General features: G+C 41.8%; 23 protein-coding genes. 2 read left to right on the forward strand and 21 right to left on the reverse strand.

Annotated features, from left to right (window positions below; translation table 11 throughout):
* Nucleotides 1-267 precede the first annotated feature (267 nt).
* The gene (locus ACQKKO_RS17355; RefSeq protein ID WP_203090943.1) at nucleotides 268-489 is read right to left on the reverse strand and encodes a hypothetical protein; all 222 of its coding nucleotides are present in this window, start codon (nucleotides 487-489) and stop codon (nucleotides 268-270) included.
* Nucleotides 490-621: 132 nt separating this feature from the next.
* Between ACQKKO_RS17355 and pdaB the strand changes: the two genes are divergently transcribed.
* Entirely contained in the window at nucleotides 622-1,383 is a 762-nt protein-coding gene (gene pdaB / locus ACQKKO_RS17360; protein WP_498649431.1) for a polysaccharide deacetylase family sporulation protein PdaB, read from the forward strand.
* 55 nt (nucleotides 1,384-1,438) lie between these two features.
* On the opposite strand, the gene ACQKKO_RS17365 is transcribed toward pdaB, so the two are convergent.
* Entirely contained in the window at nucleotides 1,439-2,035 is a 597-nt protein-coding gene (locus tag ACQKKO_RS17365) for a KinB-signaling pathway activation protein (protein WP_498649434.1), read from the reverse strand.
* A gap of 151 nt (nucleotides 2,036-2,186) precedes the next feature.
* On the opposite strand from ACQKKO_RS17365, the gene gerD reads away from it, so the two are divergent.
* The gene (gene gerD, locus ACQKKO_RS17370; protein ID WP_498649557.1) at nucleotides 2,187-2,768 is read left to right on the forward strand and encodes a spore germination lipoprotein GerD; all 582 of its coding nucleotides are present in this window, start codon (nucleotides 2,187-2,189) and stop codon (nucleotides 2,766-2,768) included.
* Between the two features lie 43 nt (nucleotides 2,769-2,811).
* On the opposite strand, the gene salA is transcribed toward gerD, so the two are convergent.
* The 19 genes from salA to ACQKKO_RS17465 form a co-directional block, all read right to left on the reverse strand.
* The gene (salA, locus tag ACQKKO_RS17375) at nucleotides 2,812-3,867 is read right to left on the reverse strand and encodes an iron-sulfur carrier protein/transcriptional regulator SalA (RefSeq protein WP_498649436.1); all 1,056 of its coding nucleotides are present in this window, start codon (nucleotides 3,865-3,867) and stop codon (nucleotides 2,812-2,814) included.
* 79 nt (nucleotides 3,868-3,946) lie between these two features.
* Nucleotides 3,947-4,660 (reverse strand): N-acetylmuramoyl-L-alanine amidase CwlD, encoded by a 714-nt coding sequence (gene cwlD / locus ACQKKO_RS17380; RefSeq protein ID WP_498649438.1) that lies wholly within the window; start codon nucleotides 4,658-4,660, stop codon nucleotides 3,947-3,949.
* A gap of 75 nt (nucleotides 4,661-4,735) precedes the next feature.
* The gene (locus tag ACQKKO_RS17385) at nucleotides 4,736-5,173 is read right to left on the reverse strand and encodes a DUF2521 family protein (RefSeq protein WP_498649440.1); all 438 of its coding nucleotides are present in this window, start codon (nucleotides 5,171-5,173) and stop codon (nucleotides 4,736-4,738) included.
* A gap of 73 nt (nucleotides 5,174-5,246) precedes the next feature.
* Nucleotides 5,247-6,050, reverse strand: a complete 804-nt coding sequence (locus ACQKKO_RS17390; protein ID WP_498649441.1) for a DUF817 domain-containing protein — start codon at nucleotides 6,048-6,050, stop codon at nucleotides 5,247-5,249.
* Between the two features lie 21 nt (nucleotides 6,051-6,071).
* The gene (locus ACQKKO_RS17395; protein WP_479828332.1) at nucleotides 6,072-6,281 is read right to left on the reverse strand and encodes a helix-turn-helix domain-containing protein; all 210 of its coding nucleotides are present in this window, start codon (nucleotides 6,279-6,281) and stop codon (nucleotides 6,072-6,074) included.
* A 10-nt stretch (nucleotides 6,282-6,291) separates the two neighbouring features.
* Entirely contained in the window at nucleotides 6,292-6,771 is a 480-nt protein-coding gene (locus ACQKKO_RS17400) for a DUF2975 domain-containing protein (protein ID WP_498649444.1), read from the reverse strand.
* A 299-nt stretch (nucleotides 6,772-7,070) separates the two neighbouring features.
* A complete protein-coding gene (gene alsE / locus ACQKKO_RS17405) occupies nucleotides 7,071-7,760 on the reverse strand; it encodes a D-allulose 6-phosphate 3-epimerase (RefSeq protein WP_498649447.1) in 690 nt (229 codons plus the stop codon).
* Between the two features lie 26 nt (nucleotides 7,761-7,786).
* A complete protein-coding gene (locus tag ACQKKO_RS17410) occupies nucleotides 7,787-8,887 on the reverse strand; it encodes a PTS fructose transporter subunit IIC (protein ID WP_498649449.1) in 1,101 nt (366 codons plus the stop codon).
* Between the two features lie 30 nt (nucleotides 8,888-8,917).
* Nucleotides 8,918-9,370: a PTS sugar transporter subunit IIA gene (locus tag ACQKKO_RS17415; RefSeq protein ID WP_498649450.1), complete on the reverse strand. Its 453-nt coding sequence runs from the start codon at nucleotides 9,368-9,370 to the stop codon at nucleotides 8,918-8,920.
* A gap of 24 nt (nucleotides 9,371-9,394) precedes the next feature.
* Nucleotides 9,395-9,709, reverse strand: a complete 315-nt coding sequence (locus ACQKKO_RS17420; RefSeq protein WP_203090927.1) for a PTS fructose transporter subunit IIB — start codon at nucleotides 9,707-9,709, stop codon at nucleotides 9,395-9,397.
* Nucleotides 9,710-9,721: 12 nt separating this feature from the next.
* Complete coding sequence (locus tag ACQKKO_RS17425) at nucleotides 9,722-10,153, reverse strand: PTS sugar transporter subunit IIA (protein ID WP_498649452.1); 432 nt, start codon at nucleotides 10,151-10,153, stop codon at nucleotides 9,722-9,724.
* Nucleotides 10,143-11,636: a BglG family transcription antiterminator gene (locus ACQKKO_RS17430; RefSeq protein WP_498649454.1), complete on the reverse strand. Its 1,494-nt coding sequence runs from the start codon at nucleotides 11,634-11,636 to the stop codon at nucleotides 10,143-10,145. Before ACQKKO_RS17430 ends, ACQKKO_RS17425 begins: the two co-directional genes overlap by 11 nt.
* Before the next feature lie 234 nt (nucleotides 11,637-11,870).
* On the reverse strand, nucleotides 11,871-12,650 hold the full coding sequence (locus tag ACQKKO_RS17435) for an ABC transporter permease (RefSeq protein ID WP_498649456.1): 780 nt from the start codon (nucleotides 12,648-12,650) through the stop codon (nucleotides 11,871-11,873).
* A complete protein-coding gene (locus ACQKKO_RS17440; RefSeq protein WP_498649458.1) occupies nucleotides 12,647-13,552 on the reverse strand; it encodes an ABC transporter ATP-binding protein in 906 nt (301 codons plus the stop codon). The genes ACQKKO_RS17435 and ACQKKO_RS17440 overlap by 4 nt, the downstream gene beginning before the upstream one ends.
* Nucleotides 13,552-13,755: a PLD nuclease N-terminal domain-containing protein gene (locus ACQKKO_RS17445; RefSeq protein WP_498649460.1), complete on the reverse strand. Its 204-nt coding sequence runs from the start codon at nucleotides 13,753-13,755 to the stop codon at nucleotides 13,552-13,554. The genes ACQKKO_RS17440 and ACQKKO_RS17445 overlap by 1 nt, the downstream gene beginning before the upstream one ends.
* A gap of 76 nt (nucleotides 13,756-13,831) precedes the next feature.
* Nucleotides 13,832-14,056 (reverse strand): sigma-Y antisigma factor component, encoded by a 225-nt coding sequence (locus ACQKKO_RS17450; RefSeq protein WP_498649462.1) that lies wholly within the window; start codon nucleotides 14,054-14,056, stop codon nucleotides 13,832-13,834.
* Nucleotides 14,053-14,391 (reverse strand): YxlC family protein, encoded by a 339-nt coding sequence (locus tag ACQKKO_RS17455; protein ID WP_498649464.1) that lies wholly within the window; start codon nucleotides 14,389-14,391, stop codon nucleotides 14,053-14,055. Before ACQKKO_RS17455 ends, ACQKKO_RS17450 begins: the two co-directional genes overlap by 4 nt.
* The gene (gene sigY, locus ACQKKO_RS17460; protein WP_498649466.1) at nucleotides 14,381-14,908 is read right to left on the reverse strand and encodes an RNA polymerase sigma factor SigY; all 528 of its coding nucleotides are present in this window, start codon (nucleotides 14,906-14,908) and stop codon (nucleotides 14,381-14,383) included. Before sigY ends, ACQKKO_RS17455 begins: the two co-directional genes overlap by 11 nt.
* Nucleotides 14,909-15,044: 136 nt before the next feature.
* Entirely contained in the window at nucleotides 15,045-15,698 is a 654-nt protein-coding gene (locus ACQKKO_RS17465) for a DNA alkylation repair protein (RefSeq protein WP_498649467.1), read from the reverse strand.
* Between the last annotated feature and the right edge of the window lie 55 nt (nucleotides 15,699-15,753).

The following is a 15,753-nucleotide window of genomic DNA, read 5'->3' on the forward strand; positions in this document are numbered from 1 at the left end:
CAATTGCGTAGCTTACACTACGACTTTTTTATACTTATGAGATATCGTGTATCTCTTCGTACGCTTGGCTTTTGTTCAGTTTTCAAAGAACTTGTGATCGCTTGTGGCGACCTTTAATACTTTACCGCAACTCACTTTGAAAGTCAACATCTTTTTTCGAAATGTTTTTGCCAACAATGTGTGTCTCAGTGGCGGTAGTTAAGAATATAACACGGTCCGATTAAAACCGTCAATGTTTTTTCAAAAAATTATTTTAAAAACATATTATTATTTTCGTTCAGCAATGGCTAATGCATATTTAATACGGTCTTTTGGTGAGACAAACCGTTTATATAAACCATAGATGAGCTGGTACTTTTCTCTCATCACATGTTTGACGATATCATCAATCCGAGGATCTGATAGATCTAATAGAATTTCTTCCATCTCTCTCTTTAGTAAGTATTCAACTTCTTGAGCTTCCTTACTCTGCAATACAACACCCAGCATAAAACAGCACCTCACCCATTGACATAACTTCTTACACAATAGCATTCAGTCTTTTCTATTTCTTCGCTTTTTATTCATATCTTGTCCCGCTCCGCATAAATTGAGTATAAACGACGAGAAGGAGCGAGGTTGGTGAGGGGAATCTGGGTTATTCAAGCGAGAAAGTGGAAGTCTTTATCTATTATATTAGTCGCTGCTTTTTTTGCAGCTGGTTGGATTTATCTAGAACGACACACCATGAGTGTCTTTACAACAGACAACGGACCACAAGCTTTTTACAAATCAGAAACAGATGAAAAGAACGTCGCTCTAACGTTTAATGTTAGTTGGGGGGAGGAACGACTCCTTCCTATACTTGAGACACTTAAAAATGAAAAGGTAGAAGAAGCTACCTTCTTCCTCTCTGCTTCTTGGGCAGAACGCTATCCGGAGCTTGCTAGCAGCATTCATGAGAGCGGTTATACGATCGGAAATCATGGCTACCAATACAAAAGCTATGATACATGGGATGCGACAAAGGTAAGTCAGGACATTCAGAGAGGTCAGCAAGTGTTAACTGAATTCGCTGAGGAAAGACCGGTTCTTCTTCGTCCTCCGAATGGAGCATTTAATCAAGAGGTATTAGGTATTGCAGATAAGCAGGGGTTAAGCATTATTCATTGGAGTGTAGATTCTAAGGATTATCAAAACCCGGGAACAGATCAAATCATTAAAAATGTCTTAGAAGAAACAGAAGCTGGTGATGTGATTCTCCTCCATGCTTCGGATTCTGCAAAACAAACGGAGAATGCGCTACCGGATATTATTAAAGGGCTAAGAAACAGCGGATTCACTTTCTCCTCCGTTGAAACCTTAATGACTGGTGCAGAGCCTGATAGTGAAGAAGTAGAATAATAAAAAGCCCGCTTCTCCAATTTCACACGGGGAAGCGGGCTTATCTGTTAACTCCTTATGCTTTTTGGTCTGTCCCAGTCAGTCGATGCAAGATCAATAGCTGCCATGTATTTGCTGCAAGAAGCGGCGTGAAATAAATCCATAACCACTTCGGATCGTTTGCCGTGAGTGCAGGTACCCACTCAATGGTTGTGACCACAACGATAAAAAATAGTGCAGGGATAAACGCTTGGCGGTTTGTCGCCTTTGCTTTCAGTGCGGCAATGGCCATTCCATATAGAAGAAGCAGGACTGGAATGATCATATAGGACCATATACTTTCCCCGGCTTCCGCAAAGGCTGCATAACGCAAATAAAATAAATCAAAAACAACAAATGCAATAACAATCATTTGAATCCGGTTCCATAAACGGACTGATTTAAAAATACCGAGTCCAAATCGATGTAAGGTTAAATATGCAAAGAACCCCATTTGTGAAATTAAACTAAAGGCTGCACTGATTCCAATAGCCCAGACTGCTCCCCAAAAGAAGTTCGCAAATCCTCCGCCAAGTAAGCGATCGGCGTTTAAGATACTACCAACAATACCTCCGGTTAAACTTCCAACTAGCAGTGTACTCCAAAATAAAAAAACAACTTTACGGCTATTCACTCGATATCCCCCAATGTCTATGTTGCTCCTCTCCTTTAATTGTACCAACGACCTTTGATTGTTTCCACATCTAATCCGGAACCAATGCATAATCTTTTTTGTTTTTCCTCACATTAAGCATAGTAGATCCTAAAAGGGAGAGATATGTGTGATGAGAATACGATACATGGCGCTTGGACTTGGTATCCTTCTACTTTTTTCTGGCTGCGCCCAACAAAATAGTGAAGGATCACAACCCAGCTATGATGGAACGAAAAAAATGATGGTGGATATGCTTAAAACCGATGAAGGAAAAGAAGCGATTCATGAGTTAATGACAGAAGAAGATATGCGCGAGGAATTTGTCATGGATCAGGACATGGTCAAAAAAACGATCCAGGATACATTAACGTCAGAAGAAGGAAGAAAGTACTGGCAGGAGATCTTGAAGGATCCTGAGTTTGCTAAAACCTTCGCCCAAAGCATGCAGCAAGAAAACGAGAAAATACTTAAAGCTCTTATGAAAGATCCTGAGTACCAAACGATGCTCATTGATATATTAAAAGATCCTGAAATGGAAAAAGCGAGCTTAGAACTAATGAAAACAAAGGAATATCGTGAGCAATTGAATACCGTGATGCAGGAGAATTTTGATAGTCCTTATTTTCAAGAAAAGCTGAATGAAATGCTTAAAAAGATTGCTGAAGAAAATAAAGCATCCGAAAAAGAAGGCAATAATGAGTCAAAAGGATAATAAAAAAGCAACAAAATCATTAGCGATTTTGTTGCTTTTCCTATTAACGCAGCGGCTTGTCTAATACCTTTTTAGCAATCTCAGTATAGATAATTCCAATTGGATGCTCCGGTCCATAGATTGATGGGGCAAAATCATTCTCATCAATGTCCGGTTGTCCAAGTGGTACATGCCCAAGAACCTCAGTTTTTAGTTCTTCAGCAAGTCTTGTTCCCCCACCACGGCCAAAGACATATTCTCTTTCACCTGTTGTCTGGCTTTCAAAGTATGCCATATTTTCAACGACACCAAAGATTTGATGGTTTGTCTTAATCGCCATCGTTCCAGCACGCGCTGCAACAAACGCAGCTGTAGCATGAGGAGTCGTGACAAGAATCTCTTTTGATTGTGGAATCATTGTATGCAAGTCAAGAGCTACATCCCCTGTACCTGGTGGTAAGTCCATAATGAGATAATCGAGTTCTCCCCATTCAACCTCGCTAAAGAATTGGTTGATCATTTTCCCAAGCATTGGTCCACGCCAAATGACTGGAGCATTATCTTCTACAAAGAATCCCATCGAGATGACCTTAACGCCAAATCGTTCAACCGGGAAAATACGTTCGTTATGTACAACGGGACGCTCTTCAATTCCCATCATGTCGGGCACACTAAAGCCATAGATGTCCGCATCAATAATGCCGACTTTCTTCCCTAGACGAGTAAGGGACACAGCTAAGTTAACAGAAACGGTTGATTTTCCAACTCCGCCTTTTCCACTTGTTACGGAAATGAACGTCGTTTTACTACCAGGTGAAAGCAAAGCTGGGCCTTCAAACGCCTCTTCACCAAATCCGCCCTGTGCCTGGATTTCCTCTTCCGTTAGTTCAGTAAATCGCAAGCCAACAGAATCTGCGCCCTCTCCTTTTAGGATTCCGACAACCTCTTGCTGGATCTCCATCTGGTCCGATGTTCCTGTTCGAGCTAAGGCAATTTTCAAACTGACATTATTTTCTTTTATCGTGACTTCTTTAACGCCGCCTGTTTCAACAATGCTTTTATTCAGATCGCGATCTCTCACGCGGTTTAGCGCTTCCATAATTGCTGATTCTGTTAACATGATTGATCCCCTCTCCTAATACCTGTCTCTAGACACAGTATAGCATAGAAGCCAAAGTGGCTTAAACCAATTTGGCTCTCTATTTCGGGGCTTCCTCACCAGAATAGTAACGCAGAATTCCTTGGTAAATGGATGCTGCCACACTTTCCTGATATTCCTCTGTGTTTAGAAGTTCAGCTTCCTCCGGGTTTGACAGGAATCCGGCTTCAACTAGTGCGCCTGGAACTTCTGCTTCCTTCAACAAGTAGACATGCTGAATCGGCTTGGCTATTCGGTTTGTATTTTCAAGATTTCGCACTAGCTCATCCTGGATGAGCTTCGCAACCACTTGATTTTGTGGGTTAGATAAATGATAAAACGTCTGCGCGCCTCTCCATTTAGGAGAAGGAATCGCGTTCATGTGAATGCTGATAAATAAGTCCGCATCTGATTCATTTACGATCTCTACTCTACGTTTTAAGTCCTCAGTCTTTCGTGTCCGAATTTTTTTCGTTCCTTCGTCTGCTAAGTCTGTATCCTCTTCCCTCGTTAAGAGAACAATGGCCCCAGCTTCCTGCAAATAGTCACGAACCTTTTTGGCAATCTCAAGTGTGGCTTCTTTCTCGAGTAATCCTGATTCAGATACAGCTCCACCGTCCATTCCACCATGACCTGCATCAATCACAATAACTCTCTGTGATAGGGGCATATGCCATCCAATAGAACGATCACTTTGAAGCTGATCCTGTATCATATAAAAGAGGGCCGCTGCGAACAACGATCCAATAATCACTTTCATCCACTTTACCTGCATGCCTCATCCTCCTTGTCCCGTTCCGTAAAAGTATATTGGGACAAGAATCAAATTATGAGCATGAGTTCAAAGGAATTAATGTAATTTTAAACGATAGCGCTTCATCCCTGCATGAAAGCCGCGCTGCCATAACGAATCCACGTAGACATCACTTGCAATCCCTAATGCATCCCCATGTCTCTCACCCTGGTGCACCCAGCACGTTAACAGGTTGAACATATCAAAGGACAGATCCGTTAATTCATCTTCCGCGCGGGACTTTGCTTGTTGTTCACTTTCTCCATATTGAAGAAAACGGCTATAGTTTGCACCAAGTAAGTACGAATCAATGCCTATATCCAGGCTTGGATCAATTAAAAATGGTCTTTTAGAATGCTCAGTTGGAATGAGACTAGCAAATGTTTCGTGAAATTGTTTTTCAATTTCCTTCAATGAGATCTCTTGAAGGAGCTTCCGTTCAAAGTTCCAGCGTTTCTCACGCCGTTTATCTGCCAATGTTGTGATAATCTCCACTGTTTATAACCCCTCTCATACATTTAGTATTTGATGGGTTGGTTTTTCACATGCAGAGGAAATCATTCCAGTTTTATTCTGGTTGTTTTTGTTTAACGAGCTTTAAAGTCGCTACGATTAGAAAGCTGACGATGACTAATAATAACCACGAACTGATTTTGCCAAGATGGACTAAACTCCACATATCTGCTTGGTTTGGATATTGCCAGGCGCCAAAAAAGGTGGCAATATTCTCTGCGACCCAGATAAAGAAACCAATCAAGACAAAGGATAACGAGATCGGCATCTTGTAGATGGAATCTCCTACCTTATATGTAACCCAAGATTTCCAGAACAGAATGACAACACATCCGGATAACCACCAGCGCAAATCTATCCAAAAATGATGTGTAAAAAAGTTAAAATAAATACCCGCAGCAAGCGGAACAACCAGCCAGAACTTCGGCCAGTTCATTAATTGGATATCGTGTCTTCTCCACGCCTGACAAAGATAACTCGCGACACTCGCGTACATAAAGCCACTGTAGAGAGGAACACCAAACACTTTAAAGAATCCTTCCTCCGGGTAAGCCCAGGAGCCCATGTGTACCTTAAATACTTCTAGAGCTAGGCCAATCAGATGAAATAATGTAATAACCTTCAGTTCATCCATGGTTTCAAGCCCACTTCGCACCATCCACCATTGCATCCCTAAACAAATCAGAAGCAACCAGTCGTAGCGAGGCAAAAATGGAAGCGGAATGACTTGTGTTAAGGCAAGAGATGCAAAGATCACAACAGGAAACAAACAGGACATCGCTTGTTCAAAACCAAAACGGGTGAGCTGAAGTGTACCTTTTAGCATCTGAGTCTCGACCTTTTGAAAGGTTGCGTTCATCCTGTCCTCTCCTCCACAGGTTTATTTGTCACTCTTATATTCAAGAATATCCCCTGGCTGACAATCAAGCGCCTCACAAATGGCTTCAAGTGTAGAGAATCTGATTGCTTTCGCTTTGCCGTTTTTCAGGACGGACAGATTAGCCATTGTAATACCGACCTTTTCCGTTAGCTCTGTTACGCTCATCTTTCGCTTAGCGAGCATCACATCAATATGAATAATAATTGCCATGTTGTTCACCTCAAACCGTTAAGTCATTTTCTGATTTGATCTCGATTGCTTGATGCAGAAGCTTTTTGAGCACAGCGGCGAACCCTGCAATGACAGTGGATGCAAATAAAATGACCAATCCAATTGCCAGCAGTCCAGGTGCATCCTCAAGCTGCGCCATTGCATATAGCAGTGGCGAGACCAGAACGTAAAACACACTGATCGTTATGGCACAGATCATAATGACCCGCAAGGCACCCACCGATTCCTCTGAAAATGCTTCTTCCTTATCAATTAACCGTAAAAGCGTAAAAGCCTGATACAATGCGATAAAAAAAGCGATGGCTGTGACGTACAGTCCAATCATCATTGGCGCTCTCCACAAACTCAAATCATGATGAATGATGGAGTTCTCCCCAATGATACCAGGCACCCAAAACAGACAAAGTGCAAGAATCGGACTCCCAATCACAAAGATCGCTATTTTTAAAAATAAAGTCTCGCGTTTCATAACGTATCCACCTCGTTCAATTAGATCTGTTAAGAATGTATCATGCCATTTATCGATTATCAATAAACATTTTATGATAATTGATATATTTTTATTGATAAAACAAAACAAAAACAACAGATGATTCAATTGCTGAATCATCTGTTGTTTGTTTATCAAACTAGCGAAGGGAGAACCCGACACTCCTACGGAAACAGTGCGTGGTGAAGACACTGTAGCGGCGCTTTTCCCGCGGAAGGGGCTGAGGCCGTACCCGTGGAAAGGGAGGGATTCTCCCGGAGCGGCTATACCACTTTGCCTTACACTAACGCTTTTCCTGTTGTTTCTTCATAATCCTTCTTCATGATTCCCCATGATTTTTCAATGGAGTCATCTAATCCGAATAATCCACTGCGTCCAACGATATAAATGTCAGGTCCTGCTGCATCAATTTTCTTAAATGACTTGCGGTTTGAGGAGCCATCCATCTCGATCACATACTGATAGTCTTTTTCTTCACGTAATTCACGCAAAGCAACAATCTTATCAAGTGTGCTTTCGATAAAACGTTGACCAGCAAATCCAGGATCTACGGTCATGATGGTAACTTTATCAACGAGCTCAATGTAAGGGAAAATCGTTTCAATCGGCGTTTCTGGATTTAAAACGATTCCTGCTTTTAGACCTGCATCATGGATCTGGTCAATCAAACGGAACGCAAGACCATCTAATACTTCTGCGTGCATGCAGATCCACTCACATTTCAGATCAACTAGCTGGTTCACCCAGAAGCTCGGGTCCGTTACCATAAGGTGCGCGGACATAGGCAATCTGCTTATTTTTCGTACTTCTTCAATAAACCAGGGGGATAGCGTGATATTCGGAACATAATGACCGTCCATAATATCAATATGGTACGAATCCACATGGTCATTCAAAAACGTAATTTGTTCTTTAAATTTATCTAAATCCATGGTCATGAGTGATGGGGAAAATTCAACTTTTTTCATCTGGTGTAGCCTCCTAAAAATCCGTATCAGGTAATCTTGATGTCATCAAAATCGATATCGTCTTCTTCCACTTCTTTCGGTGTATCCATCTCTTCTTGAGATACGTTCTTCTTAATAAGCGCTAGGGCAACACCTGTTACGACAACGTTCACTAGGATTGCTACAGCACCGGTCCAAGGCTGTGACATGGTTGGTAGCATCAATACGCCTCCAAATGGTACGGTCGCATCGGCTCCAAGTACCATGGAAGTAGCTCCACCCGCTGCACCACCAATTGCAACGGCGATCACACAACGAACGATGTCATTCATAACAATTGGGATAACCCCTTCAACGATATTCACAACACCCATTGGCACCGCAGACTTTAACGTTTCTCTTTCCATTGGTGTGTAGATGTTTTTACCAAAGACTTTAGCTAAAAAGTATGCGAGTCCAAATCCAATTGGTGTCGCCGTATTCACGAGCTGCAAGGCTGTGATCGGGCCGTTGATGCCTTCCGCCTGCATGGTCAGAACAAAAGCAAATACTGTTTTGTTAATTGGACCACCAAAGTCTACTCCACTTAAAATCCCGACAATCCCACCAAATACAAGTAAGGATGAGGAACCAAGACTATTTAGAGCACCGGTCAATAAACTAGTAAGAGCTGTAATTGGTACACCAATAATGTAAACCATGATTAATCCACCAAGGATGGATGTGATGAATGGAACAATTAGGGTTGGCATTAAGCCTTTTGCCCATTTCGGAACAATTACTCGTTTTAACACGGCGAGTGCTAAGAACCCGGCAATATACCCGCCTAAAATTCCTCCGATGAAACCGGCACCGATTGCGTTAGCCGTAAGACCAACGATAAAACCTGGAGCGATACCCGGCTTTCCAGCAATGGAGTAGGAAATCCCTGTAGCGATAACAACAGGCAATAGACCGAGTCCGGCCCCACCCATTGTTGCTAGGGCATCCCAAATTGAAAATTGTCCTTGAACTAATTCACCCTGGCTCGTTCCTCCAAATGCCATACCGATGGCGATAAGGAAACCAGCTCCACAAACGATTGGTATTAAATAAGAAATCGCTGTCAATAAATGCCCTTTAAGATTTAACTGTTTCATAAGGCCCATAATCTATCCTCCTAGGTCGCTACTTAGATGTTAGTTGCATAAAGCCGCTTGCACGTCTTCTGCATTGTTTGACTGAAGCATCGCCTCAATCACTTCATCGTTTCCTAACTTTCGTGCAAACAGGGATAGTAACTTAAGATGCGTTTGCGCCCCTTCATTCTCTTTGCCAACAGCGAATAAGATAATTCCTTTTACCCCTTTACCATCAAGTGTTTCCCACGGTATTTCTTCATTTGTAATACCAATCGCAACACCAATCTTTTTCACTGTTGCGCTGTTTCCGTGAGGAATGGCAATATAGTTTCCAATCCCAGTCTGCCCTTGCGCTTCTCTCTCGTAAATGTCCTTTAGAAATTCATCCACATCAGTGATATAGTTATTTTTTAAAAGAACCTCCGCAAGTGATCGTATCGCTTCATCCTTTGTTTTTACATCTAGGTCTGTTTTAATCGTATTTACATCGACAATATCTTTTACTTGCATGTCTCCCACTCCCATTCACAATGATTATTTCTGTTCGATAACCTCAGCGGCTTTTGCAATTAGCTTGTTTGGTGATTTCACTGCAATTTCAGTCGTTACTTCAATCATGCGTTTTCCTTCAAAGCGTTCTTTGCCTGCAATCTTCACGTCTGCTGCAATAATAACGATATCGGCTGCATCAATTTGTTCCTGCGATAATTCATTTTCTGTTCCAATTGTTCCTTGGGTTTCAATGTGAATCTCGTGCCCCGCCTTTTTACCTGCGTTCTCTAATTTCTCCTGTGCGATATATGTGTGTGCAATCCCTACTGTACAAGCTGCTACTCCAACGATTTTCATGATGTATTCCTCCTAGTTTTGGTTAACTGTCTTTAGAATGTCCTGCTCGCTCATAGTTATGAGTTGTTGAACAAACTCTTCATCGGCCAAGGTCCGAGTGAACCTCGCGATGTCTTTTTTTACTTGAACGCTTTCATTTTCGGCAAGGGAGATGACAATCAGTAACTGAATGTCTTTTGTTGTCTCGTCCCAATTCTGGATTGGCTCAGCTAAGCGGATAAACATAATTTCACTCTGCCTCACGTATGAACTTTCAATGTGTGGAAGCAAAACATGTTCCGCAATCATCGTGCTACCAAGCTCTTCTCTTTGTTCTAACTGCTTAATAATCTGTTCGACACCAGTGGATGTCTCACTTACAAGATCAGCAATAAAGCTAAAGACCTCGCCACGATTATTCAACGTACAATCGACGTATGTGCGAATGGGAAGATTACGACTCATGGTAGATCGCCTCAATCTTACTTTGAAGTCGCTTCTGATCATCAAACGTAAACATCGCACTAACAAGTAGCTGGTGAATCGGCACTTCCTCTTTGATTCGAATGGTACTCAGAATTAATTCAGCATTCGGATACGTGTCCTTTACCAGTTGCATGTCGTGAGAACCAACAAGTCCAACAATGTCGAGCTCCGGAAACTTCCTGGCCACCTTTGCTTTTAACAGCTCCGACGTTCCGATTCCGGTTGTACACATAATCAGTGTTTTAATGGGGCGTTGATGTTGACCCGTGACTATCACTTTTGCAAAGTAAAGAGTGATAAATGCATTCTCATCTTCATTAATCTCAGGTAATCCAAACCGCCTGCTAACAGATGCTGATACATCTGTTACTCCTTTAAATACATCTTCATACGTCACTTTAATTTGACTTAACAAGCCATTTTTCACTCGTATCTTGTAATCCAATCGATTCAGCATCGGTTTGATATGGTTAGCCAGATCAACAAAAATGGACTGGCTCTCAATGTCGATTCCAAGATACGCACTCATTCCATCAATGTAAGCTTGCGTCACCTCTACAACATTTGGTGAAAAGGTTGAGGTAATGGCGAGCGAGCCCTGCATCCTTGAGGAAACGAGATATTGATACAAAAAGTAGATCTCAATCTCTGGTAAAGAGCTGTTTAAGTAGATCTCAATGTTGTGAACAACGTCTCTTGCTACCGGATAAAGAATGGCATCCTTTTTCATGTTGTCTTTCTCGATCACAGACACCTTGTCACTAAAGAATAAGGCTGGGGCCTTTCTTGATCGACTCAGCAAGATGTACACATGAGAGAAAATGTTCACGTTATACGGATAAGGGATCGTAATGTCCAATTCCTTTTCAATTGTTCTCAGCTGCCCTAAGATAAACAACACATCATACTTATTAAAATGAAGTTCCTCATTGCTCTTCAGATCATCCAGGTCAATCGTATGGAAGATTGGATTCGTCTGCTTAATGGCTTTTCGAATATCTGCTTCCTCGCCTAGCACAGCGAGCTTCCGGTCTTTCCGTTCAAGCGTCACATTAAATGCTTTAAGCTCTTCACTCATCACTTGTTCGTCATTTGAAATGACGGAATCCCCGATATAATAATCACTAAACAAATCATAGATTGGAATTGGCTTAGGTGAAGAAAGCAACAACTCCTCCATTACACGACTGCGACGCTCACTGGGAGTGATCTGGTTGCCTCTATAGTTGGTATTGCTTTTCTTATAATTGATGAATGTCTCATAATCGAGTGTATATCCTCTCCCTCTCTCTGATCGGATTAAAGGGTGATCCCGATATTCATCATTAATTTTCTTGATCAACCGATACACGGTTTTCTGAGAAACATCGAGTGCTGCTACAAGCTCCTCTGAGGTAACGTAACCCTGGCTTTTGGACAGGAACAAAATGAGATCTTGTTCGCGATTATCTTTAGTACTCACAGTCACGCCTCCCTTGTATTCATCATAATGGACTCCGAAGAAAACGCTTCCTTGTTTTCTGACCGTTGCAACGGTCATTTTAGTGACGTTTTTCTAAAGCCGTCGCTTGCTGCGCTTAAGGTAGGGCTTTTAGACTCCTTACTACTTTTCCAAAATATATAAAGGGTTATGCCAATCTGCAAACAAAAAAGCTCCTACCCATTTAGTGGGTAAAAGCTAAATTAATCGACACTTTTATTGTAATAGCTCTTTTTTCTTAAAGAATTGCACGGATAAGAATAGAATGAGGATCATAACGATCAGCGTAACTAGAAGAGCGGGGATAAACGTGGATCCTAATTCTCCCACTAATAGAATCTTTCCTGAGTGCTCTGTCATTGCAGCCGGACTCCAGCTCATCTTTTCCCCCATAAACGAAGTGAGTGCTGACAGGGTAAAGACAACCAGAATCGTTAAGAACGCCACACTGCCGTTCCCTTTCATGACTGTACTAAAAAAGAGTGTAAGGGTTACAACAAAAACAAGCCATAGACTATAGATTAGGACACTTTGAGCCATCCGATCAAAAGGAACTGTTCCTATCAGGAGATTTGTATAATACCAGGAGGCAATCGATCCAATCATTAATGAGACCAACGTAATCGTGATTAACCCTGCCCACTTAGACAAGATGTAGGCTGTATAGGAGACGGGTTTGATCATAACCATCGCTGCAGCTCCCGACTGTTTTTCCGCAGAAACCACACCCATCGCACTTAAGACAAGAATGAGCACCCCAAGCAGGCCATAATTTGATACAACTTGGATAAACACCTCTGCACCAGTGGGGGTCGGCATCCGAAGAACCGTTCCCTCCGGTAGTCCCCCAAAGGTATCTAACAGCTCAGGCATGAAATACGAACTGATTGGCTGCATCACACCAAGTAAGATAAAAACAATGGGGATCCAAATCATCTTATAATTGCGTACCATCTCAAGCATTTCTTTTTGGTAAAGAACGATCCCTTGCCTCATGCCTTCACCACTTTCATAAACAGGTCTTCTAGTGTCGTGTGAGCTGTTTCGAATTTACGAACAGGAAGATTTCGCTCCACAATCTCTTTTAGTAAAATCTGTTTTCCTTTTATTAGATCGTTCAAGAGAATGGTCGCTGTGTTTCCCTGGCTATTCACCTCAGACACAAAGCTATATTCCTCAATACTTGTTAGCCATTCGGATTCTTGAGATTCAAACTCGACTTCGATCATTGGCTGCCGGTGCGAATTCATGACCTCACGTAATTCTCCTGATACTGCAATGTCTCCATCATGCATGATTAGAATATGATCGCTTATTTCTTCTGCATCATGAAGAACATGAGTGGAAAATAGGATGGTTGTATCCTTTTTAATCTCTCTCATCATGTCCAACACCTCACGCCTCCCAAGTGGATCAAGTGCTGAAACAGGTTCGTCTAAGATGAGTAAGCTTGGCCGATGAATTAGCGCTTGTGCTAAACCAAGTCGCTGCTTCATTCCTCCCGAATACCCACCAATCCTTCGTTTCATTGCATGAGTGAGTCCAACTCGTTCAAGTAACTCAGCACTTCTCCTTTCTGCTTCTTTCCGGTTCAACTTAGCTAACTGACCTGCAAATACTAAAAATTCCTTACCAGTCATCCATGGAAAAAACGTAGGATACTGAGGCAAATAGCCAATAAACGGTCTTAAGTCAGAAACCTTGTCACCTTTGAAGGTGATGTTGCCTGCTGTTGGCGCGAGCAGTCCTGATAGCATTTTTAACGTTGTTGTTTTCCCTGCCCCGTTTGGACCAAGTAAAGAGACACAATTGCCTTCTTGCAGTTCAAAATCAATGCCTTTCACCGCATCCATACGTCCAAACCTTTTTGTCAGATCTCTTATTCTCATTAATTCCATTACTCTGCTCTCCTTCCAATAACGAAATAAAGAACGGGACCGATAAGGTTAACAAAGATAATAACTAAAACCCATATCCACTTGGGTCCATTTGTGTTCGCATCCTTACTACATGACACGAGTGCAATGACCATCAATACAAATTGTAAAACGATGATTGGTACAATTGCTCCCCACGGTATTCCATTCAATAGCTCATTCATGTAATCCCTCCATCTTGTTTTGTTACCTTTAATACGAATAGATCAAGGGAATCGTTCACTAGCAACAAAAAAGACTTCAGGATCCAGGTCCTGAAGTCTTTCTTTTTAATAGCTTTCGTACGAAAATAAGGTAAATCACAAGATACGTTGGAAATTGAATCAGACCCAAAAAGCCCCAAAGCCATGCATTGTGACCCCTCTTCCTTGCATCCCAAAACATCCAGGAACCCTGGCAGATGAGAGTGAGTGCGATAAGAATGGCTAACCACGGCGGGATACTACTTAATTCATTCGTATTCATTCGTGACTAACCTTCCTTCTTGGCTTGTACAGAGCAATCGGTAAGAGAATCAGTCCAATCAGCTGCACATACAGAAAGACGATTGGCTCACGATAGACAACGGCCATTCCAACTGACAAAATAAAGATGGCGATAAAGATAAACACAATTAACTCTTTCCATCGTTTTTTGTGAACTCTTTTTTTCTCGAGTTCCACTTGTTGCTGAAACCACTGAAGATTTGGCGTGGATACGGTATGCCACTTGTCTACTTTCTCCAAGCCATCATTCACTTGCTTAGCCATCTTGGCCTCTTCGCTCTCGTATGGTTCCTGGCTATTCTTATCATTCTTCAAGACGATCCAACTCCTTTCGCACACGCTTTAACCCATTGGACACCCTCGATTTAACGGTCCCCTCTGCAATACCCATCATCTTTCCAATCTCCTCATAGGAATATCCATAGTAATGCTTTAACACAATCGGCATACGGATCTCTCCACTAAGCTCGGCAAGAACATCAAGAACGTCCGTCCACTCGTCATTTTGGTTAGCCGCATTCCATTTCATTTGCCGAATCACCTGCTCCTGTTCAAGCCATTGCCTCTCACGCTTTTTCCTTCGTTTGAGATCAATGAACAGGTTGGACGCGATGGTCATAAGCCAGGAAGAGAATTTGGACTCACCGTTATAGAGGTGAATCTTCTCCACACTCTTCATCATCGTTTCCTGTGTTAGGTCCTCGGCCATTTGTGGATGAAGGGTCACTTTCATTAAATACTTTAAGAGAAACGAGTAATTTTGCTGCAATAAGGTTGAGAGTGCCAGTGAATCTCCCTTTTTCGCCTTTTGTATCAAGTCCTTTTCATCCATCAGATCTACTCCATACACTCATAGTCTAGTTGTAATACGAATAGCTTTGGGGAATCGTTCATCTTTTTTTATAAAATTTTTTGCTATACAAAAAATCCTCCTTTTTCTAACACGCAAAGAAGGTTTTTCGTAAACGTCATTTATTCATTCGTTTATCCACTTCAATCGATATGAACTCCGGCAAATAATTAGGCGTACATCCTTTTGAAACCACGTCACCCTTATATAGACCTGTTTGCTCGCCTATTTTTATACAACGTTCTCTGTACGTTTCATCATAAATGCCGATCCAGCCTGCAGTGAAATTCATCGCCCACTGTACTTCCAGCTCTTCCTCTTCCATATTTGCTTCGATTGCAGAAAGTAACTCTTCGGTGTTATCCGGTGGCGTTTTACCAGTCCACCTTAATCGCGCTTGATAATACCAGAAGATCCTCCTTTGAAGAGCAGAAGGACTATGCTCCCATGATTCCATCAAAGCTATAGTCTTCTTGTCTTTTGAAAGCTGATTCGCCATTAACCAATCCACTAAGTTATTTCGTTCATCTAAGGGATGAGTCTGCATATCCGTATCAAGCTTATCGAGCACATCCTGTGAAAGGAGCTTCTTATCCATGATTAAAACAGCTAACAGTCTGGCTGAAAACCTTCCAGATGACCATAGCTCCATTGCTAATCCATGGTCTTTTTTAATATCCTTTGCCATCTTTCGTAGATCGCCAAGCTTTGTCTGGTCATTGATTTGAGATAGAATGGTTTCTGCATTTGATGAGCTTTTTTGGATATCCATTTAATACAACTCCTTACTTCTAGAAAAAATCATTTCTTATTATTATAGCAAGAAT

It is taken from the genome of Alkalihalobacillus sp. NPDC127517 (genome assembly GCF_050276055.1).
In the GTDB taxonomy this organism is placed as follows: domain Bacteria; phylum Bacillota; class Bacilli; order Bacillales; family Bacillaceae_D; genus Alkalicoccobacillus.